The organism is Aliarcobacter butzleri (assembly GCF_900187115.1).
Lineage (GTDB): Bacteria > Campylobacterota > Campylobacteria > Campylobacterales > Arcobacteraceae > Aliarcobacter > Aliarcobacter butzleri.
Window position 1 is genome coordinate 1,882,121 of the sequence record NZ_LT906455.1, and the last position, 20,775, is coordinate 1,902,895.

A 20,775-nucleotide genomic window follows, 5' to 3' on the forward strand; every position below is an offset into this window, starting at 1 on the left:
TGTCAAGGTAGCTCAGCTGGTTAGAGCGCTGGTCTCATAAGCCGGAGGTCGAGGGTTCGAGTCCCTCTCTTGACACCATTTTAAGTGTGCTGGTGTAGCTCAGTTGGCTAGAGCAGCTGATTTGTAATCAGCAGGTCGGGGGTTCGACTCCCTTCACCAGCTCCACTTTTTAATCAATCTTCTGGGGTATCGCCAAGCGGTAAGGCAACGGTTTTTGGTACCGTCACTCGAAGGTTCGAATCCTTCTACCCCATCCACTTTTATTTTCCAAAAGACACTTTTAATTCATAAATTGAAATTATTTAAAAAATCATATTTTTCCCATTTTATTGGATAATTTTTTTCTTTTAATAAATTTTATCATAAATTAAGCTTTAAATTAATATCATTTCATCAGTTAAATTATAAAAAAAGGATTAAAAATGTTAGTAACAAAAAAAGCTCCAGATTTCACAGCAACAGCTGTACTTGCGGATGGTCAAATTGTAGAAAATTTTAACTTATATGAAAACATTGGTGAGAAAGGTGCAATTTTATTCTTTTGGCCTTTAGACTTTACATTTGTTTGTCCATCAGAAATTATTGCTTTTTCAAAAAGAACAGATGAGTTTAAAGCAAGAGGAATCAACGTAATTGGTTGTTCAGTTGATTCTCAATTCTCACACTTTGCATGGAGAGAAACAGCAGTTGAAAATGGTGGAATTGGAAGAGTAAAATTCCCAATGGTAGCTGATTTAAATAAACAAATTTCAAAAGACTATGATGTACTATTTGGTGAATCAGTTGCATTAAGAGGATCTTTCTTAATTGATAAAGATGGAACAATAAGACATGCAGTTATCAATGATTTACCATTAGGAAGAAACGTAGATGAAATGATTAGAATGGTTGATGCTATGTTATTTACTAATGAATATGGTGAAGTTTGTCCAGCTGGTTGGCAAAAAGGTGATGAAGGTATGAAAGCAAACAAAGATGGTGTTGCTGATTATCTTGCTAAAAACGAAGGTAAATTATAAAAGGTTATAAAATGGGAAAATACATAGATTTAAATAAAAATAATATAAAAGAAAATATTCAAGAAGGTGTCGTTCTAGTTGATTTTTGGGCACCATGGTGTGGACCTTGTCGAATGCTTGCTCCTGCTATTGATCAATTAGCAGAAGAATTTGAAAACAAAGCAAAGATTTGCAAAGTTAATACAGAAGAAGAACCAGATTTAACAAGTGAATATCAAGTAAGATCAATTCCTACTATTCTTTTCTTTAAAAATGGAGAAATTGTTGATCAAATGATTGGAGCAACAACTAAAGCTAAACTTGAAGAAAAGTTAAACAGTTTATTATAAAATTTAGAAGAAATCACTCTTCTAAATTTTAATATATTAAAATCTATTTTAATTAGTTTTTTGGAAGCAACTTAACAGGAACCATCTGGAATTCATCCATATTCCAAACATTATTTTTTACATAAGGTTCATTTAAAAGCCATTCATCAATCTCTTCATCATTTTCAAAATCAACAAATAAAGTTGATCCAACCATCATATCATCTTCTATTAAAGCGCCAGCATCTATTATTTTACCTTCGCTCATTAATTTTCTAGCACCTTCAATATGTGCTTCTCTTGATTCAAGTCTTCGCTCTAATGCACCGTCATTATCATAAGCTATTACTAAATATTGCATAAATATCCTTTATTAATTGATTGCGTTATTCTATCACAAAGTTTATAAAGTGGTTGCGAGTAAAAAAAATAAAGGATATGTAATTACATTAAAATATCTAATTATAGGAAACATTTTAATATTATAAGGAACAATATCTTCCATCTCTTTATTTTTTGATAGTCCTTTCATCAAAGAAAGTTTTATACTAATATCAAAAAATTTTAATATTAATATAGAACTCATAAAAAAACCAAAATTATTTAAATAAAAAGATAAAAATATTGTATAAAAAAATGAAGGATGCAAAATGAAATACAAAAAAACATTCTTTTTAAAAACTAAAAAGTTATTATCTAGTAAGCCATATAAAGAATCGGATTTTTGCCAATTTACTTCAAATAACTCAAAAGCAATAAAAATAATAAGTAAGTATAAATATTCCATTTTATATTTAAAGCTAATAAGGCTAGAAAGCCTTATTATTTAGAGATTTCTTGCTCAGAAAACTTAACTTTTTGATCTTTATATAGACCTGTTCCTACTGGAATTGTTCTACCAATAACAACATTTTCTTTTAAGTCTTCTAACATATCCATTTTAGCACTAATTGCAGCTTCTGTTAAAACTTTTGTAGTTTCTTGGAAAGAAGCAGCTGAGATAATAGAATCAGATGTAACAGCAGCTCTTGTAATACCTAGTAATAAAGGTTCAGCAATTGCAGGATTTCCACCTAATTTTATAATTTTTTCATTTTCAAGTTTAAATTTCTTTTTAGAAATCATATCACCAACAATGAATTTAGTATCTCCACCATCTAAAATAGAAACTTGTCTTAACATTTGAGATGTAATTACCTCAATATGTTTATCCGCAATATTTACCCCTTGAGATCTATATACTTGTTGTACTTCAGAAACAATAAAGTAATGTAATGCTTTTTCTCCAAGAATTCTTAAAATATCATGAGGAGAAATCTGTCCATCAGTTAAAGCTTCACCAGCATGAACGAACTCACCTTCATGAACTAAAACTTGTTTAGATTTTTCTACTAGATATTCTACACTATTTCCTGTTGAATCTGTAATAAGGATTTTTTGTTTATTTCTTAATCCTTTTCCAAATGATACAACTCCATCAAAAGATGCTAAAATCGCAATATTTTTTGGACGTCTAGCCTCAAATAATTCAGATACTCTTGGAAGACCTCCAGTAATATCTTTTGATTTTTGAGTTGCTTTTGGCGTTTTACCAATGATATCTGCAACTTCTACTCTTTTTCCTTCACTAACATTTAATGAAATTTTTGGATCTAAAGAATATCTAATAATTTCATTATCATCAGTTGTTAAAATAACAGTTGGTTTATATCCACTTGGAATATACTCGTTAATAACAAGTTTTGATGTTCCAGTTAATTCATCGAATTGTTCAGAAACAGTAACACCTGGAATAACATCTTCAAATGAAATAACCCCAGCTTTTTCAGCAATTGTTGGGTTTGCATAAGGATCCCATTCTGCAATTACTACTTGCTCATTTTTTGCAGGAGCAGAAATAACTGTATCTTTTTCAACTTCAGTATTATCATTTAAAGCAATACAAGATCCTCTAGAAATATAGTGTCTTAAAGCTTCTCTATCTTCTGTATCAGCAATAACAGCAAAAAGCCCTTTTTCTGTTATTATATCTCCAGCTTTGATATCATGTCTTCTTTCTAAATAATCACCCGTTAATTTGTAGTATTTAACAATACCTTTTGCTCCAGTAATAATTTTAGATGTAACAGGTGCTCCATCTTCAACTTTTAACTCAGAAGCAAATGGAATTCTGTTTGGAACATTCCATCCATCTTTGATTATTTCAACAATAGATTCATTTAGATTAACTTCTTCACCATCTTTGTATGGTAAATATAATTTACCTTCAATTTTTCCAGAAATTCCTGCTAACTCATTTGCTTTAGCAACATCATTTTTTCTTAAGAAGTATTTTTTCTCTTCTGTTGAATTAGCAATAGTTAAAATAATCTCTTCGTGAACTGTTTCAACTGTAACTTTACCTTTAAATGGTGCATTAATTTTTGGTTCAACTAATAATAATCCAGCATTTCTTCTATTTGCTACAATGATTTTTCCATCAGTTGTTACATATTTTTTAATATTGTAATATCTAATGAATCCTTCTTTATCTGCTTTTAACTCTCTTTCTGTTTGAGTTGCACTTGCAGTTCCCCCAACGTGGAAAGTTCTTAGTGTTAGCTGAGTTCCAGGTTCCCCAATAGATTGAGCTGCAACAACTCCAACTGCTTCACCAGGTTTAGCTTTTCTTTGCTCACCAAGATTTAGTCCATAACATTTTGAACATAATCCATTTTCAACTTTACAAGTTAAAGGTGTTCTAATAACTACTGATTTTACTTCTGCTTCAGTTACAACTTTTGCATCTTCTTCAGTTATTAAAGTTCCTTCAGCAAATAAAATTTCATTTGAAATTGGATCAATAATATCTTCAGCAATTACTCTTCCTGTAATTCTTTCTTCTAAAGACTCTATTAATTCATTTCCAGATGTAATATCTGTAATTTCAATACCTTCATGCGTTCCACAATCTTCAATTGTAATTCTTACATTTTGAGAAACGTCAATCAGTTTTCTTGTTAAATATCCAGCATTTGCTGTTTTTAACGCTGTATCCGCAAGACCTTTTCTAGCTCCGTGAGTAGAAATAAAGTACTCAAGTACGTTTAGACCTTCTCTAAAGTTTGAAATAATTGGTGTTTCAATAATAGAACCATCTGGTTTTGCCATAAGTCCTCTCATACCTGATAACTGTCTAATTTGAGCAGCAGATCCTCTAGCTCCTGAATCAGCCATCATATAAATAGAGTTAAATCCATTTTTATCACCTTTAACAAGCTCCATCATTTCAGATGCAAGTTTATTATTTACTTCTGTCCAAATATCAATAATTTTATTATATCTTTCTTGCTCAGTTAAAAGTCCTTGTGAGAACTGTTTTTGAACTTCGATAACATCTTTTTTAGATTTACTAATATGCATAATTTTATTTTCTGGAACTCTAATATCATCAATAGAGATAGAAATTCCTGCAATTGTTGCATATTTGAAACCTAAATTTTTAAGGTCATCTAAGAATCTTGGTGTTACTTCATATCCAGCTTCTTTGTAGATATAATCAACTAATATACCAATATCTTTTTTCTTTAATATTTTATTCCATAAATTTGCAGGTACAAAACTTGGTAAAATTTCATGAATAATTAATCTTCCAACAGTTGTTTGAATTATTCTATCACCAATTCTTGTTCTGATTTTAGCATGAAGATCAATTTGTCCCATGTCTAATGCAATTTTTACTTCATTTACATCAGTAAATAGTTTATGTTCACCTTTTACACCCTCTTTTACTAAAGATAGATAATAAATTCCTAAAATCATATCTTGAGAAGGAACAGCAATTGCTCTACCACTTGCAGGTAAAAGAATATTCATTGAACTCATCATCAAAATTTTTGCTTCTGCAACCGCTTCTTGTGATAAAGGCACGTGAACTGCCATTTGGTCACCATCGAAGTCCGCATTAAATGCAGCACAAACAAGTGGGTGTAATCTAATAGCTTTTCCATCAATTAAAACAGGGTGAAAAGCTTGAATTGATAATTTGTGAAGAGTTGGAGCTCTGTTTAATAAAATTGGATATTCATCAACGATTTCATTTAAACATTCCCAAACTTCATTTGATTCATTTTCAATCAATCTTTTTGCAGCTTTTAAAGTTGTTGCATAACCTTTTTCTTCTAATTTAGCCATTAAATGCGGTTTAAATAACTCTAGAGCCATTTTTTTAGGAATACCACATTGATCCATATTTAAAGATGGTCCAACAACGATAACAGATCTTCCTGAGAAGTCAACCCTTTTACCAAGTAAGTTTTGTCTGAATCGTCCTTGTTTACCTTTAATAATTTCTGATAAAGATTTTAAAGGTCTTTTATTTGCACCTTTAACTGCATTTGCAGTTTTTCCATTATCAAATAAAGCATCAACTGCTTCTTGAAGCATTCTTTTTTCATTTCTGATAATAATTTCTGGAGCATCAAGTTCAGTTAATCTTTTTAATCTGTTATTTCTATTAATAACTCTTCTATATAAGTCATTTACGTCTGAAACAGCAAATTTTCCACCATCAAGTGAAACAAGTGGTCTTAAATCTGGTGGAAGAACTGGAAGTTGTGTAAGCATCATCCACTCAGGTCTATTTCCTGAATTTAAGAAGTTTTCAACAACTTTTAATCTTTTGATAATTGTTTTTCTTTTAGCTTCAGATTTAGTTGTTTCCATCTCTTCTTTTAATAGAGTTAATAATTCAAATAAATCAAGTCCTGCTAATAAATCTCTTACAATTTCTCCACCCATATTAGCTTCAAAACCAGTATGTTCAAATAAATCAGAGATAGTTCTATATTGCTCTTCATTTAAAATATCATATTTTTCAACTTTTTTAGTTTTTTCATTATCATAGTAAGCTTCACCAGGATTACTTACAATATATGCTTCATAATATAATACTCTTTCTAGGTCTTTTAATTTTACACCTAAAAGTGTTCCTATTCTTGTAGGAAGAGAACTAACCATCCAAATATGAGCAACAGGAGATACTAACTCAATATGTCCCATTCTATGTCGTCTAACTTTTGATGAAGTTACTTCAACTCCACATTTTTCACAAACAACACCTTTGTATCTCATCTTTTTGTATTTACCACAAAGACACTCATAATCTTTTACTGGTCCAAAAATTTTAGCACAAAATAATCCATCTCTCTCTGGTTTTAATGTTCTATAATTAATTGTTTCAGGTTTTTTAACTTCACCACAAGACCAAGAAAGTATTTTTTCTGGACTTGCTAATTTTAGTTGAAAAGCTGAAAAATCTTGTGGTCTTTCTAACTCTTTTATCTCAATTGGTGACAATACTTTTTCATTATTGCTCATTGTTTTCTACCTCTCCAAAAATCTCTACATCTAGTGCTAGAGCTTTTAACTCTTTTGTTAATACGAAGAATGTCTCTGGAACTCCAGAATTAGGAACATTTTCACCATTCGCAATTGCTCTATAAGCTTTTGTTCTACCTTCAACATCATCAGATTTTGTTGTAAGCATCTCTTTAAGTACATTTGTTGCACCATAAGCTTCTAATGCCCAAACTTCCATCTCTCCAAATCTTTGTCCACCAAATAGAGCTTTTCCTCCAACTGGTTGTTGTGTTACAAGAGAATATGGACCTGTACTTCTAGCATGAACTTTTTCGTCAACTAAGTGGTGAAGTTTAAGCATATACATATAACCTACGTTTACTCTTTCTTTCATTTTTTCACCAGTTTTCCCATCAAAAAGAACACATTTACCATCGCTATCAATTTTTGCTAATTCAAATAATTTTGCAAATTCTTCTGCTTTTACTCCATCAAAGATTTGAGTAGCAAATCTTACACCTTTTGCCCAATCTTGTGCATATTGAACTAATTCTTCATCATTTAAAGAATCCATAAATGCTTTACCATTCATAAGTTTTGCAACACTTGCAATTTCAGTCATTTTTGCTCTTAGTTCTGCAATAAAATCAGCTCTTTTTGCTTCAAAAATATCTTGAATTTGGTTACCAAGTTTTTTACCAGCTAATCCTAAGTGAACTTCAAGAATTTGCCCAATATTCATCCTAGAAGGAACCCCTAGTGGATTTAAAATAACATCAACTGTTGTTCCATCTTCTAAATATGGCATATCAACTTTTGGAACAATGTTAGAAACGATACCTTTGTTTCCGTGTCGCCCAGCCATTTTATCACCAACTTTGATTTTTCTTTTAGTTGCTATATAAACTTTTACTTGTTTTATAACACCTGAAGATAAAATATCATCGTGTTCTAAAATTTGAAGTTTTTCTTCATGCTCTTCTCTTAAATGAGCTTTTTGTTTAATAAAGTATTCTTTAATATCATTGTATGCTTTTTCTATCTCTTTAGAATATGAAGATACAACTTTTTTCATAGCAAATCTATTAACATTATTTAAAACATCAACAGGAATTGTTTCACCTTTTTTATAAACAACATCATCTAATTCTACATCTTTAGTTAAAGTAGCTTTTAATAATAAATCATTGATTTTTAAAATCTCTTCTCTATCTAACATCAATAATTTATCATGGTGTTTTAAATCAAGTTCTGCTTTTTCTGATTCGATTTCAGCTACAGCTCTATCGTCTTTTTCATAACCTTTTTTAGTAAATACTTTTACATCAACAACAGTACCTTCCATTGATGTTGGACACACTAAAGATTTATTTATTACATGTCCTGCTTTTTCACCAAAAATTGCTCTAAGTAGTCTTTCTTCTGGAGTTGGTTTAATTTCACCTTTAGGAGTTACTTTTCCAACTAAAATCATTCCAGGAGTAACATAAGTTCCTACTTTTACGATTCCTGAATTGTCTAAATGAGAAATTGATTCTTCTTTTACACCTGGTAAATCTCTTGTTATCTCTTCATTACCATGTTTTAATTCTCTACATTCAATCTCTTTTTCATAAATATGAACAGATGTGAATGCATCTTCTTCAATTAATCTTTCACTTAAAATAATAGCATCTTCGTAGTTATATCCATTCCATGGCATAAATGCAACCATTGCATTAATACCAACAGCAAGTTCACCTTTATCCATAGATGGACCATCAGCAATTACTTGACCTTTTTGAACAAAATCACCCTCTTTAACTGCAATTCTTTGTCCAAATGATGTATTATTATTTGTTCTTACATTTTTATTTACAGTATAGTGATCAATGAAAGCACCGTTTTCATCTTCACCTCTGATGTAAATATTTTTTGCATCTGCTTTTTCTACAAGTCCAGCTCTATTAGCTTTAATCGCTTCCCAAGCATCACGTGCAACGATTTTTTCTAATCCAGTTCCAACAACAGGAGCACTTGGTCTTAATAAAGGAACCGCTTGTCTCATCATGTTTGAACCCATAAGTGCTCTATTGGCATCATCATGTTCTAAGAATGGGATTAAAGAAGCTGCAACCCCCATAACCATTTGAGAAGAAATATCTATTAAATCAACACTATTTCTTTCCATTAATAAAATTTCACCATTTTTTCTAACTTCAATCAATGGTTCAATAATTTTTCCATTCTCATCAACTTTTGTTGAACCAGGAGCAATTACAAGTCCCTCTTCTTGAGTAGCTGTATAGTATGAAATTTCATTTGTAACAACACCATCTACAACTTTTTTATATGGAGCTTCAATAAATCCTAAATCATTAACTTTTGAGAAAGTTGATAAAGTATTGATAAGTCCAATATTTTGACCCTCTGGAGTTTCAACTGGACAGATTCTTCCATAGTGAGTTGGGTGAACGTCCCTTACTTCAAATCCAGCTCTTTCTTTTACTAAACCACCCTCTCCTAATGCAGAAAGTCTTCTTTTATGAGTAACTTCTGATAATGGATTTGTTTGGTCCATAAATTGAGATAATTGACCACTTGTAAAGAATTCAGTAATTGTTGAAGTAATCATTTTAGAGTTAACTAAATCATGTGGCATTAAGTCTTCTAATGTTCCACTTAAAGTAGTCATTTTATCTCTAATAGCTTTTTGCATTTTGATTAAACCAGCATGTAATTCATTTGCAAGTAATTCACCAATTGCTCTAATTCTTCTATTTCCTAAGTGATCTCTATCATCGATATGACCATGACCAGATTTAACTTTTACTAAATATTGAACAGTTTTGATAACATCTTCATAAGTTAAAGTTGTAACGTACTCAGGTACATTTACACCTAATTTATGATTCATTTTCATTCTTCCAACTTTTGTTAAATCATATCTTTCTGGATCAAAGAAAAGTTTTTTAACAAAATCTTTTGCAGCTTCTTTAGTTACAGGCTCACCTGGTCTCATAACTTTATAAATTCTAATTGCTGCTAAATCATTTTCATCATCAATTTGTTCTGTTTGTTTTAATAATTTTAAAGATTCAGCATCAGCTTTGAATGCATTTATAATAGAAGCATCAATTCCAACAGCTAAATCATTTGCGATATCAAATGATTCAAATCCTAAATCTAAAAGTTTTTTTAATTTTAATTCATCAAGATTTGTTAAAGCATCAAATAAAACTTCTCCAGATTCTGGATCATAAATTGTATTTGCTGTACTTCTGTCCATTAATAATTCTAATGGATATTCAATTAATTTTAATCCACCTTCAATTAAAGCTTTAGCTTTTCTAGCAGTTAATCTTTTTCCAGCACCAATAACTAAGTTACCCTTGTCATCTTTAACATCAAATTCAATTCTTCCCATAAAATCGTCAGGATTAAATTCAGTTAAAAATTTATTATTTTTAATTTTAATATTAACAATTGGATAAAATAGTTTGATAATATCTTCTTTAGAATAACCTAATGCTCTAAATAAAATTGTTACAGGAACTTTTCTTCTTTTATTAATTCTTACATATAATACATCTTTTGAATCATATTCAAAATATAACCATGAACCACGGTCTGGAATAATTTGCCCAGTATAAATAAGTTTATTATCAGCAGTATTTGATTCTTCTTCTTTGAAGATAACACCAGGAGATCTATGTAATTGATTAACAACAACTCTTTCAACACCATTAACAATAAAAGATGTTCTATCAGTCATTAAAGGAATTTCTCTGATGAATAAAGATTGTTCTTTCATATCTTTAACACCGATTTTTTCACCAGTTTTTTCGTCTAAATCCCATAAAGTTAATCTAATATTAATTTTAAGAGGAATTGAGTAAGTTAGTCCTCTAACCATTGACTCTCTAACATCATATTTAGGTTTACCAACTTCGCTACCTAAATAATCAAGTGTAAGTCTATTTTGAACATCATGAATTGGAAAAATAGATTTGAATACTTTTTCTATACCAGCAGTAGTTCTATCTTCCTGACCAATCATTAAAAATGTGTCATATGAAGTTTGTTGTAACTGTAGTAAGTTTGGAATTTCAATTTTTTGTGGATTTTTTGCAAAATCAACTCTAAGTCTATTACCAGATTTTAAAGAGTTTAACATTTTAGGCCTTGTTATAAAATTTGGTTAAGTTTGCTTTTTTAGTATAAAGCACAAAAGCATCCATAAAGGATAAGATTAAAATTCCCTTAAATTTTAATCTTAACCCTCAAAGATGCTAAACTATATGCAAGGATAAATCCCTGCATAACAGTTAAATTATTTTACTTCTACTTTCGCACCAGCAGCTTCTAATTGAGCTTTAAATGCTTCAGCGTCAGCTTTAGAGATTCCTTCTTTAATTGTTGAAGGAGTTTGCTCAGCAGCATCTTTAGCTTCTTTTAATCCTAAACCAGTGATTGCTCTGATTTCTTTAATTACGTTGATTTTTTTATCTCCTGAATCTACAATGATAACATCGAATTCAGTTTTTTCTTCAACAGCTTCAACAGCAGCTACAGCACCACCAGCAACTGCTACAGGTTGAGCAGATACACCAAATTTTTCTTCAAATTCTTTTACTAATTCTGATAATTCTAATACTGATAAACCAGAGATAAATTCTAAAACATCTTCTTTAGAAACAGCCATTTCATTTTCCTTTTTAATATATTTTTTTAATTTTTATTTATTGCTTAATAATTAAGCAGCCTCTTCTTCTTTTTTTCTTCTAAGAGCATCAAGACCAATAGTAAAGTTTCTAACTGGTCCCATCCATACAGATGCAAGCATTCCAAGAAGTTCTTCTCTAGATGGTAATTTAGCAAATGCATTAACTTTAGATGCATCTGAAATTTGACCTTCAATGATTCCTGATTTAATAGCAAATTTTTCTTTATTTGCAGATGCAAATTTATCAGCTACTTTACAAGCTGAAATTTGATCATCAGACCATAAGAAAATATTTGTTCCACTTAATTCGATATCTCCAAGTTCAGCATTTTTAACTGCAACTGTAACTAAAGTATTTTTAGCTACTTGAACTTTTGTATTATTAGCTTTTGCTTCTTTTCTTAAAGTTTCTAACTCTTTATGAGTAAGTCCTTTATAGTCACAAACAACAACTGCTAATGAACTTTTAAATTCTGCTGTTAAAAAATCAATAACTTGCGATTTTTCTTCTCTTGTCATATTTTCCTCCTTTCAAAACATCGACTTAGGCGGGACTTACAAGAAACGAGGAAAGTTTCTTACCAGCTGTCTTTAGTTTTATTTCAGTGCTTTGAATAACACTCAAAAATATTGATAAAATATCAACACATTTGAATATTAGAAAAGATAAGGAAAATCCTTATCTTATTTCCATTAATTCCATATTATCTAAAATAATAGATGGGCTCATAGTTAAAGAAATCGCTGCATTAGTGATATATCTTCCTTTTGCAGTTGAAGGTTTTGCTTTGTTGATTGCAGCAACGAATGCTTCAACATTTTCTTTAATAGCTTCAGCAGAAAAAGAAACTTTTCCAACAGCTGCTTGCATATTACCTTTTTTGTCAACTCTATATGTAACTTGTCCACCTTTAGCGTCATTAACTGCTTTTGTAACGTCCATTGTAACAGTTCCAGTTTTAGGATTTGGCATTAAACCTTTTGGTCCTAAAATTCTTCCAACTTTACCAACAATTCCCATACAATCAGGAGTTGCAATTAATACATCAAAGTTAATATTTCCTGCTTGAATAGCTTCAGCTAAATCATCATTTCCAACAACATCAGCACCAGCTGCTTTTGCTTCATCTAATTTAACACCTTTTGCAAATACTGCAACTCTAACTGTTTTTCCAGTACCATTTGGAAGAACAACTGCACCTCTAATCATTTGATCAGCATGTCTTGGATCTACGTTTAAGTTAAGAGCGATTTCAACACTCTCATCAAATTTAGCTGATTTTAAATCTCTTACAGTTGTACAAGCTTCAGCTAAAGAGTATTTTCTTTCTTCAACTTTTTCAGCTAACGCTTTATATCTTTTTGAAACTTTTGCCATTATTTTCTCCGCAATATTTTTATTTTGCTACCGCCATTATAAAGTCCGGTGGTAAGACTTTCTTAAAACAGAATCTTATAATTCTGTTTCAATACCAATTGATCTAGCTGAACCAGCAACAATTTTTGCTGCAACTTCTCTATCATCTGTATTTAAATCTTTGATTTTCATATCAACGATTTCCATAATTTGTGCTTTTGATAATTTTCCAACTTTATTTTTAAGTGGATTATCACTACCTTTTTTAACCCCAGAAATTTTTTTAATTAATTCTGTCATTGGTGGTTGTTTTAATTCGAAAGTAAAGCTTTTATCTGTATAAATTGTAAGAACAACAGGAATTCTATATCCCGCTTTATCTTTTGTTTTTTCATTAAATGCTTTACAAAATTCCATAATATTAACACCTCTTTGACCTAAAGCTGGTCCAACTGGTGGTGATGGGTTCGCTGCACCTGCAGGTATTTGAAGTTTTAAAAACCCTTGTATTTTCTTAGCCATGCTATTCCTTTAAAAAATATTTTAATGATTAGACATTAGGCAAGAAAACTATAAAGAAGCTAGTTTTTTTGCCTAATGCCTATATTAAAAAGAATTATACTATTCTTTCAACTTGTGTATAAGAAATCTCAACAGGAGTATTTCTACCGAATATAGATACATTTAATTTCAAAATTCCAGAAACCATATCAAAATCTTCAACTAAACCGTTAAAGTTTGCGAATGCACCTTCATTTATTCTAACCATTTCCCCTGTATCAAAAGAAACTTTTGGTTTAGCAGCTGCTCTATTTTTAACTTTTTCTAAAATTAAATTAATATCTTTATCAGATAAAGCAGTTGGTTTTTTAGATTCGCCAATAAATCTTCCAACTTTTGGCATTGATTGAATTCTATGCCATAACCCAGTATCCAAATCGATTTTAGCAAACGCATATGCTGGATATAAAGGTCTTTCAACAATAGTTTTTTTACCTTTTTTAATTTCAATTAAATCTTCTGTTGGCACTAAAACTTCTTGAATTCTATCATCAGCCATCTCTTCAGCTAATTTAATTAAAGCTTTTTTTACAGACAACTCACTACCTGAATAAGTTTGTATTGCATACCATTTATGTGCCATTTTATACCCTTAATTTATAATAGAAGATAAGCTTATTGACATTATTCCATCAATCAAAGCTAAAAATAGAGATATTACTGTTACTACAATAAAAACAGATATATAAGCTGTTCTAATTTGTTCTTTTATAGGAAAAATTACTTTTGATAATTCTGACTTTACACTAGAATAATAATTTTTTAATTTATTCACAGTTAACTCCGATTTTAATTACTATATAGATTTTAAATTCTTTTTAAAAAAGTCTCAACTTCTTTAAGAAAAATTTAGTGGCAGGCCAGGGGGGATTCGAACCCACAACCATCGGATTTGGAATCCGGCGCTCTACCATTGGAGCTACTGACCTAATTTGGACTTGTAAAATTACAAGTCCAAGAAAAGTTGTCTTAAGATTTTAACTTAACTTCTTTATGAGTAGTATGTTTTTTTAATCTTGGACAATATTTTTTAACTTCAAACTTTTCAGTGTGAGTTTTTGGATTTTTCCAAGTAGTGTAGTTAATATCTCCACTTTCTTGGCATTTTAATCCTATTTTAATTCTTACTGCATTTGCCATAAACAATCCTTATTATGCGATAATTTCAGCAACAACTCCAGCACCTACAGTTCTACCACCTTCTCTAATAGCAAATTTAGTACCTTTGTCTAGAGCAATTGGAGCAACTAATTCAACTGTCATTTCTACGTTATCACCTGGCATAACCATTTCAGTACCTTCTGGTAAAGTACAAGAACCTGTTACGTCTGTTGTTCTTACATAAAACTGTGGTCTATATCCTGAGAAGAATGGAGTATGTCTTCCACCTTCCTCTTTAGAAAGGATATACACTTCGCATCTAAATTTAGTATGTGGAGTAATTGTACCTGGTTTAACTAATACTTGTCCTCTTTCAACATCTTCTTTTTTGATACCTCTTAAAAGAATACCGCAGTTATCTCCAGCTTGTCCTTGATCCATTTCTTTTCTGAACATTTCAACACCAGTAACTGTTGTTTTTCTAGTATCTCCAAATCCAACGATTTCGATCTCTTCACCAACTTTAATTGTACCTTTTTCAATTCTTCCAGTAACAACTGTTCCTCTTCCTGAGATAGAGAATACGTCTTCAACTGGCATTAAGAATGCTTGATCGATATCTCTTTCTGGAGTTGGAATATATTCATCAACTGCGTCCATTAAAGCAACGATTTTTTCTCCCCAAGGACCAACAGCACCAGCTTTAGCTTCTTCTAACGCTTGGAATGCAGAACCAGCAATAATTGGAGTATCATCACCTGGGAAATCGTAAGTAGATAATAATTCTCTAATTTCCATTTCAACAAGTTCTAACATCTCTTCTTTATCTTGAGGATCTAATTGATCTTCTTTGTTCATAAATACAACGATGTATGGAACACCAACTTGTTTTGATAATAAGATGTGCTCTCTTGTTTGTGCCATAGGTCCATCAGTTGAAGCGATAACTAAGATAGCTCCGTCCATTTGAGCAGCACCAGTAATCATGTTTTTAACATAATCCGCGTGTCCTGGACAATCTACGTGAGCATAGTGTCTTTTTGCAGTTTCGTACTCAATGTGAGAAGTAGCAATTGTAATACCTCTTTCTCTTTCTTCTGGAGCGTTATCGATTTGATCATAATCTTTCATCTCTCCACCATATTTAACTGCAAGAACCGCAGAAATAGCAGCTGTTAAAGTAGTTTTACCGTGGTCAACGTGACCGATTGTACCAATATTAACGTGTGGCTTATTTCTTGAAAACTTTTCTTTTGCCATAGGAAATCTCCTTCTAAAATTTTTTGCTTAATTGCCCTCTGAGTAGATAAGCCCAAAGGCTTCTCTATTCAGAGGGGATTGTGTTTTATACACAAAATTGTGTTGCGTATTATATAATAAAAATACTAAAAATAACTTTAATGGGAGTAAATTAATAAAAGAGTTATAAAAAGTTGTGCTTATAACTCAGCTCCCAGTAATCAATAAAATGGAGCGGGAGACGAGACTCGAACTCGCGACAGTCTGCTTGGAAGGCAGAAGCTCTAGCCAACTGAGCTACTCCCGCAACATTGCGTGGTGGTGAGAGAAGGATTCGAACCTTCGAAGCCGTAGGCGGCGGATTTACAGTCCGCAGGATTTGACCACTCTCCAACCTCACCGTTAAAAAAATTATTGTTCTGGTCAAGCGCTGCTCATTTAGATTACGCACGACAAAATGGAGCTGGTGAAGGGAGTCGAACCCCCGACCTGCTGATTACAAATCAGCTGCTCTAGCCAACTGAGCTACACCAGCGCCAAATAAAATGGTGGTTCGAGACAGAATCGAACTGTCGACACAAGGATTTTCAATCCTTTGCTCTACCGACTGAGCTATCGAACCAATGCCAAATTGGAGTGAGATTATACATCTTAATATATTAATCTAAACTTAAATTATGCACTTTATTTTTGAATTCATCTCCTCTATGAGCATAAGACTTAAATTGGTCCAAAGAAGCAGCTGCAGGAGATAAAATTGCAATACTATCTTGATTCATATTTTCACTAATTTTTTCAACTGCTATATTTAAAAAATCACACTTAAACACATTTATAGAAAATTCTTCGCAATATTGCGAAATTCTATTTGCATTTGTTCCAATAGCATAAACTGTAATATCTAAATTTTTTATATTTTCAAATAATGGAACTAAATTTGCACCTTTATCATCTCCGCCTAATATAATATGAATATTACTTTTTTGATAAGGAATTAATGCTTTTATTGTTGCATCAACGTTTGTAGCTTTACTATCATCAATCCATAATCTATTTTTTTTATCATAAAATTCTTCAACTTTATGTTTATCAATAATAAATTCATTTATCAAATCATAGTTAATTTCATCAAAAATTATTTTACTTGTACATAATGATAAAATCGAATCTAATAAAAATGGTTCTTTAAATTTAATTTTTGATTTATCAATATTAAAAAATTCACATAAATCATCACTATCATTATATGTGATTACAAAAGCCTTTGTTTTTACATCTTTAAATTCATTTGGAATTATTGCTATATCATTTTCATTCATTAATTCTAAAGGTTTTAATTTTGCTTTTTTATATTCTTCAAAACTTCCATGCCAAGTTATATGATCTTCTGTAATCGGAAGTAATATATAAATGTTTGGTTTTGCTTTATATGTATAATGTAAAGTAAATGATGAAGTTTCTAAAATCCAAATTTTTTTATTTTCATCTAAGTAACTTAAAGGAACACCAATATTTCCACCATAGATTGAATCATATTTTTCTAATAAATGTTGACACATTTGTGTTGTCGTAGTTTTTCCATTTGTTCCTGATATCCAAATAGAAAAAGGCATAATGTCCTCAAATAAATCATAATCACTAATAAGATTCTTTGAATTTGAAATCATTTGATTGTAAGGAGGAATTCCAGGACTTACAACTGTTAATTCATCTGAATTTTTATCATATGAATTAAAATCGCTATCATCATAAAGTGTTGCATTTGGGAATTTATCTTTTAATGCAAGAGAAGTAACACCTTTTCCTAAAACTCTAATTTTTCTATTATCTATTTTCATAATTTTTCTTTATCTGATTTTTAAACTTAACAATGCAATTAAGTTTGACATAAATGCAATAATCCAAAACCTTACAATAATTTTGTTTTCTTTCCAACCTTTTTGCTCAAAGTGATGATGAATTGGTGCCATTAAAAAAACTCTTTTTTGTCTTAATTTATATGAACCAACTTGTAAAATAACAGAAACTGTTTCCCAAACAAAAATAAACCCAATTGCAAGTAATAAAATCTCAGATTTTGCAACTATTGCTAAATATCCCATAAATGCACCAAGAGGTAAAGAACCAGAATCTCCCATAAAAACTTCAGCAGGATGAGAATTAAACCATAAAAAAGCAATTAAAGCACCGCAAATTGCACTTCCCATAATAGCTAATTCACCAGCAATTTGAATATTTGGAAATAATAAATAGTTTGCAAAAACAGCATGACCAACAACATAAACTAATATTGACAAAGTAGAAAATGCTAAAATTGATGGCACAGTTGCTAGTCCATCTAATCCATCTGTTAAATTAACTGCATTAGAAGATCCAACAATTACAAACATCCAAAATACTATCCCAAAAACTCCCATTTCAAATAATGGAAACTTATAAAATGGTGTAAAAAGTTCAGTAGAATGACCGTATAAAAAAAGAATCCCAGCTATTGAAGCAGCACATAAAAACTGAAATATTAATTTCATTCTAGGAGTTAAACCTGCACTATTTTTCTCTTTTGATATTTTTGAGTAATCATCTTGAATTCCGATTAATGAAAAAAGAGCAAGAGTTAAAATTCCACCAACTATATAAAAATTATTAAGTTTGGCAGTTAAAACAGTAGCAATAATTGTAGAAAATATGAAAACAACTCCCCCCATAGTAGGAGTTCCAGCTTTTATTTTATGATTTTCAGGAGCTAATTCATAAATCGGTTGAGAAGCTTTTTTGGCTCTTGCCCACCTAATAAATTTAGGCATCAAATACATAGTTAAAACAAATGCTATAAAAAAACTGATTCCTGCACGAACAGAAATATACTGTAAGATGTTGATTTCTAGGTGTCTATAAAGCCAATAAAACAAAATTAAACCTTGATTTTGATATAATAGGCGCGATTATAATATATTATACTTTTTAAAAGGTTTAAATAAATGAGTAATAAAACACTACTTATAATAACAGATGGAATAGGACATAACTCTTCAAATAAGAATAATGCCTTTTATACAGCAAAAAAACCAACTTATGATTATCTATTTGAAAATGTACCATATTCATTAATTCATACTTATGGAGAATATGTTGGATTACCTGATATGCAAATGGGTAATAGTGAAGTAGGACATATGACAATAGGAAGTGGAAGAGTTTTATATCAAGATCTAGTAAAAATACATCTTGCAATAAAAAATGATACATTAAAAGATAATGAAGTTTTAAAAAATACAATTTCAAAATCAAATAATATTCATCTTTTAGGACTTGCTAGCGATGGTGGTGTTCACTCTCACATAAATCATATTATTGCAATGGCAAAAATAGCAAAAAACATGGGCAAAAAAGTTTTTATTCATATTATCACTGATGGAAGAGATGTTGCACCAAATTGTGCAAAAACTTATATAAATCAGATTTTAGAAATTTGTGATGAAGATATAAAAATCGCTACAATTTCTGGAAGATATTACGCTATGGATAGAGATAATAGATGGGATAGAGTAAAAAAAGCTTATGATTCAATAACTTTTGCAAATCCAAAAACTCAAGATGATATTTTATCTTATATTGAAACTTCATATAAAAATGAAATTTTTGATGAATTTATCGAACCAACTTCTTTTGAAGGATATAATGGAATAGAAAAAAATGATGGAATAATCTTCTGTAACTTTAGAAGTGATAGAATGAGAGAGATCTCTAGTGTTTTTGCAAAAGCTGATTTTAATGAATTTGATACTTTTAAAGGTAGTTTAAATTTTGCTTCTATGACACAATATGATAAAAATGTATTTATTCCTGTACTTTTCCCTAAAGATAATCCAAAAAATACTTTAGCAGAAGTTATTTCAAATGCAGGACTTTCTCAACTTCACACAGCTGAAACTGAAAAATATGCTCATGTTACATTTTTCTTTAATGGAGGAGTTGAAGAACCTGTTTTAAATGAATCAAGAGTTTTAATTCCTTCTCCTCAAGTTGCAACTTATGACTTAAAACCTGAAATGTCAGCTCCTGAAGTTGGAAGTGCTGTAAGAACTGCTATGAATAACAACATAGATTTTATAGTTGTAAATTTTGCAAATGGTGATATGGTTGGGCACACAGGAGTTTTTGAAGCTGCAGTTAAAGCAGTTGAAGCAGTTGATTTTGAATTAGGTCAAATTTTTGAATTAGCAAAAAAACAAAATTACAATATTATTTTAACATCAGACCATGGAAATTGTGAAATGATGAAAGATGATGAAGGAAATATCTTAACAAATCATACAGTTGGAGATGTTTATTGTTTTGTTTATTCACCAAAAGTAAAAGAAGTAAAAACTGGAAGTTTAAATAATATTGCTCCAACAGTTTTAAAACTTATGAATTTAGAGATTCCAAAAGAGATGGATGAACCTTTAATATAATGTTAAATATAAAAAAATTACAAATCTCTTCACAAAACAAAATGTTAGTAAATATCTCTTTTGAGATAACTAACTCTTGTGCATTAATAGGAGAGAGTGGAAGTGGAAAATCTTTAACTTTAAAAGCATTATTAAATCTTCTTCCATCAAATTTGAAATTAAAAAAAGAGATAGATTCACCTTTTGAGTTAAACTATGATTCAATAGGATTTATTCCACAAAATCCATTTACTTCTTTATCTTCTATGACAAAAATCAAAAATCAATTTTTCTGTTCAAATGAAAAAAAAGAGGAAGTTTTAAAACTTTTAGATTTAGATAAATCAATCTTAAATAAATTTCCATCACAACTAAGTGGTGGTCAAATCCAAAGAGTTGTTATTGCAATAGCATTAAGCAGAAATATAAAATTACTTTTGCTTGATGAACCAACAACAGCTTTGGATATAGAAAATAAAAATAATATAATAAATATAGTAAATGATTTAAAAAAACAACTAAATATTTTAATTCTTTTTGTAACTCATGATATAGAATCGATTAAAGATATTTGTGAAAATATTGTTATTTTAAAAAATGGAGAGATTGTTGAAAAAGGTTTGACAAAAGATGTTTTATCTTCACCAAAAGATGAATACACAAAAAGTTTGATTAATTCGACTTTTAAAAATAAAGATTTTAGGATTTAAAA

The 20,775-nt window shown here is 30.3% G+C and carries 18 protein-coding genes and 8 tRNA genes; 7 read left to right on the forward strand and 19 right to left on the reverse strand.

Going from position 1 to position 20,775, the window contains the following annotated elements:
• Position 1: 1 nt before the first annotated feature.
• The 5 genes from CKV87_RS09385 (at position 2) to trxA (ending at position 1,348) form a co-directional block, all read left to right on the forward strand.
• Positions 2-78, forward strand: a tRNA-Met gene (locus CKV87_RS09385).
• 10 nt (positions 79-88) lie between these two features.
• Positions 89-165 (forward strand) — tRNA-Thr (locus CKV87_RS09390).
• A 17-nt stretch (positions 166-182) separates the two neighbouring features.
• Positions 183-257: transfer RNA gene (locus CKV87_RS09395), tRNA-Gln, on the forward strand.
• A gap of 165 nt (positions 258-422) precedes the next feature.
• The gene (locus tag CKV87_RS09400) at positions 423-1,019 is read left to right on the forward strand and encodes a peroxiredoxin (RefSeq protein ID WP_004510345.1); all 597 of its coding nucleotides are present in this window, start codon (positions 423-425) and stop codon (positions 1,017-1,019) included.
• Between the two features lie 11 nt (positions 1,020-1,030).
• Positions 1,031-1,348 (forward strand): thioredoxin, encoded by a 318-nt coding sequence (gene trxA / locus CKV87_RS09405; protein ID WP_012147820.1) that lies wholly within the window; start codon positions 1,031-1,033, stop codon positions 1,346-1,348.
• Positions 1,349-1,400: 52 nt separating this feature from the next.
• Here the strand turns inward: trxA and CKV87_RS09410 are convergent, their stop codons facing one another.
• The 19 genes from CKV87_RS09410 to mraY form a co-directional block, all read right to left on the reverse strand.
• Complete coding sequence (locus tag CKV87_RS09410; RefSeq protein ID WP_004511250.1) at positions 1,401-1,688, reverse strand: YciI family protein; 288 nt, start codon at positions 1,686-1,688, stop codon at positions 1,401-1,403.
• 42 nt (positions 1,689-1,730) lie between these two features.
• Positions 1,731-1,913 (reverse strand): hypothetical protein, encoded by a 183-nt coding sequence (locus tag CKV87_RS11785; protein WP_226790377.1) that lies wholly within the window; start codon positions 1,911-1,913, stop codon positions 1,731-1,733.
• Positions 1,914-2,149: 236 nt separating this feature from the next.
• Positions 2,150-6,685 carry a DNA-directed RNA polymerase subunit beta' gene (rpoC, locus tag CKV87_RS09420; RefSeq protein ID WP_012147822.1) on the reverse strand — a complete coding sequence of 1,512 codons (4,536 nt, stop codon included), beginning with the start codon at positions 6,683-6,685 and terminating at the stop codon, positions 2,150-2,152.
• Positions 6,675-10,823: a DNA-directed RNA polymerase subunit beta gene (rpoB, locus tag CKV87_RS09425; protein WP_004511254.1), complete on the reverse strand. Its 4,149-nt coding sequence runs from the start codon at positions 10,821-10,823 to the stop codon at positions 6,675-6,677. Before rpoB ends, rpoC begins: the two co-directional genes overlap by 11 nt.
• A 156-nt stretch (positions 10,824-10,979) precedes the next feature.
• Positions 10,980-11,351, reverse strand: coding sequence for a 50S ribosomal protein L7/L12 (rplL, locus tag CKV87_RS09430; RefSeq protein WP_004511255.1), 372 nt, complete (start codon positions 11,349-11,351; stop codon positions 10,980-10,982).
• A gap of 51 nt (positions 11,352-11,402) precedes the next feature.
• On the reverse strand, positions 11,403-11,891 hold the full coding sequence (rplJ, locus tag CKV87_RS09435; protein WP_004511256.1) for a 50S ribosomal protein L10: 489 nt from the start codon (positions 11,889-11,891) through the stop codon (positions 11,403-11,405).
• Positions 11,892-12,051: 160 nt separating this feature from the next.
• The gene (gene rplA / locus CKV87_RS09440; RefSeq protein WP_004511257.1) at positions 12,052-12,750 is read right to left on the reverse strand and encodes a 50S ribosomal protein L1; all 699 of its coding nucleotides are present in this window, start codon (positions 12,748-12,750) and stop codon (positions 12,052-12,054) included.
• 75 nt (positions 12,751-12,825) lie between these two features.
• The gene (rplK, locus tag CKV87_RS09445; RefSeq protein WP_004511258.1) at positions 12,826-13,251 is read right to left on the reverse strand and encodes a 50S ribosomal protein L11; all 426 of its coding nucleotides are present in this window, start codon (positions 13,249-13,251) and stop codon (positions 12,826-12,828) included.
• Positions 13,252-13,345: 94 nt separating this feature from the next.
• Positions 13,346-13,873 carry a transcription termination/antitermination protein NusG gene (gene nusG, locus CKV87_RS09450; RefSeq protein ID WP_004511259.1) on the reverse strand — a complete coding sequence of 176 codons (528 nt, stop codon included), beginning with the start codon at positions 13,871-13,873 and terminating at the stop codon, positions 13,346-13,348.
• Between the two features lie 9 nt (positions 13,874-13,882).
• Positions 13,883-14,065, reverse strand: a complete 183-nt coding sequence (gene secE, locus CKV87_RS09455) for a preprotein translocase subunit SecE (RefSeq protein ID WP_004511260.1) — start codon at positions 14,063-14,065, stop codon at positions 13,883-13,885.
• Positions 14,066-14,143: 78 nt separating this feature from the next.
• Positions 14,144-14,219: transfer RNA gene (locus CKV87_RS09460), tRNA-Trp, on the reverse strand.
• Between the two features lie 40 nt (positions 14,220-14,259).
• Positions 14,260-14,430, reverse strand: a complete 171-nt coding sequence (gene rpmG, locus CKV87_RS09465; RefSeq protein ID WP_004511261.1) for a 50S ribosomal protein L33 — start codon at positions 14,428-14,430, stop codon at positions 14,260-14,262.
• A 12-nt stretch (positions 14,431-14,442) separates the two neighbouring features.
• Positions 14,443-15,651, reverse strand: a complete 1,209-nt coding sequence (gene tuf, locus CKV87_RS09470; RefSeq protein ID WP_004511262.1) for an elongation factor Tu — start codon at positions 15,649-15,651, stop codon at positions 14,443-14,445.
• A gap of 209 nt (positions 15,652-15,860) precedes the next feature.
• Positions 15,861-15,937, reverse strand: a tRNA-Gly gene (locus CKV87_RS09475).
• A gap of 9 nt (positions 15,938-15,946) precedes the next feature.
• Positions 15,947-16,031 (reverse strand) — tRNA-Tyr (locus tag CKV87_RS09480).
• A gap of 57 nt (positions 16,032-16,088) precedes the next feature.
• Positions 16,089-16,165 (reverse strand) — tRNA-Thr (locus CKV87_RS09485).
• Between the two features lie 11 nt (positions 16,166-16,176).
• Positions 16,177-16,252, reverse strand: a tRNA-Phe gene (locus tag CKV87_RS09490).
• 37 nt (positions 16,253-16,289) lie between these two features.
• Positions 16,290-17,468, reverse strand: a complete 1,179-nt coding sequence (murD, locus tag CKV87_RS09495; protein ID WP_012147823.1) for a UDP-N-acetylmuramoyl-L-alanine--D-glutamate ligase — start codon at positions 17,466-17,468, stop codon at positions 16,290-16,292.
• A 9-nt stretch (positions 17,469-17,477) separates the two neighbouring features.
• Positions 17,478-18,539, reverse strand: a complete 1,062-nt coding sequence (mraY, locus tag CKV87_RS09500; protein WP_004511264.1) for a phospho-N-acetylmuramoyl-pentapeptide-transferase — start codon at positions 18,537-18,539, stop codon at positions 17,478-17,480.
• A gap of 69 nt (positions 18,540-18,608) precedes the next feature.
• Between mraY and gpmI the strand changes: the two genes are divergently transcribed.
• Complete coding sequence (gene gpmI / locus CKV87_RS09505) at positions 18,609-20,084, forward strand: 2,3-bisphosphoglycerate-independent phosphoglycerate mutase (RefSeq protein ID WP_012147824.1); 1,476 nt, start codon at positions 18,609-18,611, stop codon at positions 20,082-20,084.
• Positions 20,084-20,773, forward strand: coding sequence for an ATP-binding cassette domain-containing protein (locus CKV87_RS09510; protein ID WP_012147825.1), 690 nt, complete (start codon positions 20,084-20,086; stop codon positions 20,771-20,773). The genes gpmI and CKV87_RS09510 overlap by 1 nt, the downstream gene beginning before the upstream one ends.
• The last annotated feature ends 2 nt before the right edge of the window (positions 20,774-20,775 follow it).

Coding starts and splice junctions, on each gene's coding strand:
- CKV87_RS09400 (WP_004510345.1), top strand. CDS start 423: ATGTTAGTAACAAAAAAAGCTCCAGATTTCACAGCAACAGCTGTACTT.
- trxA (WP_012147820.1), top strand. CDS start 1,031: ATGGGAAAATACATAGATTTAAATAAAAATAATATAAAAGAAAATATT.
- CKV87_RS09410 (WP_004511250.1), bottom strand. CDS start 1,688: ATGCAATATTTAGTAATAGCTTATGATAATGACGGTGCATTAGAGCGA.
- CKV87_RS11785 (WP_226790377.1), bottom strand. CDS start 1,913: ATGAGTTCTATATTAATATTAAAATTTTTTGATATTAGTATAAAACTT.
- rpoC (WP_012147822.1), bottom strand. CDS start 6,685: ATGAGCAATAATGAAAAAGTATTGTCACCAATTGAGATAAAAGAGTTA.
- rpoB (WP_004511254.1), bottom strand. CDS start 10,823: ATGTTAAACTCTTTAAAATCTGGTAATAGACTTAGAGTTGATTTTGCA.
- rplL (WP_004511255.1), bottom strand. CDS start 11,351: ATGGCTGTTTCTAAAGAAGATGTTTTAGAATTTATCTCTGGTTTATCA.
- rplJ (WP_004511256.1), bottom strand. CDS start 11,891: ATGACAAGAGAAGAAAAATCGCAAGTTATTGATTTTTTAACAGCAGAA.
- rplA (WP_004511257.1), bottom strand. CDS start 12,750: ATGGCAAAAGTTTCAAAAAGATATAAAGCGTTAGCTGAAAAAGTTGAA.
- rplK (WP_004511258.1), bottom strand. CDS start 13,251: ATGGCTAAGAAAATACAAGGGTTTTTAAAACTTCAAATACCTGCAGGT.
- nusG (WP_004511259.1), bottom strand. CDS start 13,873: ATGGCACATAAATGGTATGCAATACAAACTTATTCAGGTAGTGAGTTG.
- rpmG (WP_004511261.1), bottom strand. CDS start 14,430: ATGGCAAATGCAGTAAGAATTAAAATAGGATTAAAATGCCAAGAAAGT.
- tuf (WP_004511262.1), bottom strand. CDS start 15,651: ATGGCAAAAGAAAAGTTTTCAAGAAATAAGCCACACGTTAATATTGGT.
- murD (WP_012147823.1), bottom strand. CDS start 17,468: ATGAAAATAGATAATAGAAAAATTAGAGTTTTAGGAAAAGGTGTTACT.
- gpmI (WP_012147824.1), top strand. CDS start 18,609: ATGAGTAATAAAACACTACTTATAATAACAGATGGAATAGGACATAAC.
- CKV87_RS09510 (WP_012147825.1), top strand. CDS start 20,084: ATGTTAAATATAAAAAAATTACAAATCTCTTCACAAAACAAAATGTTA.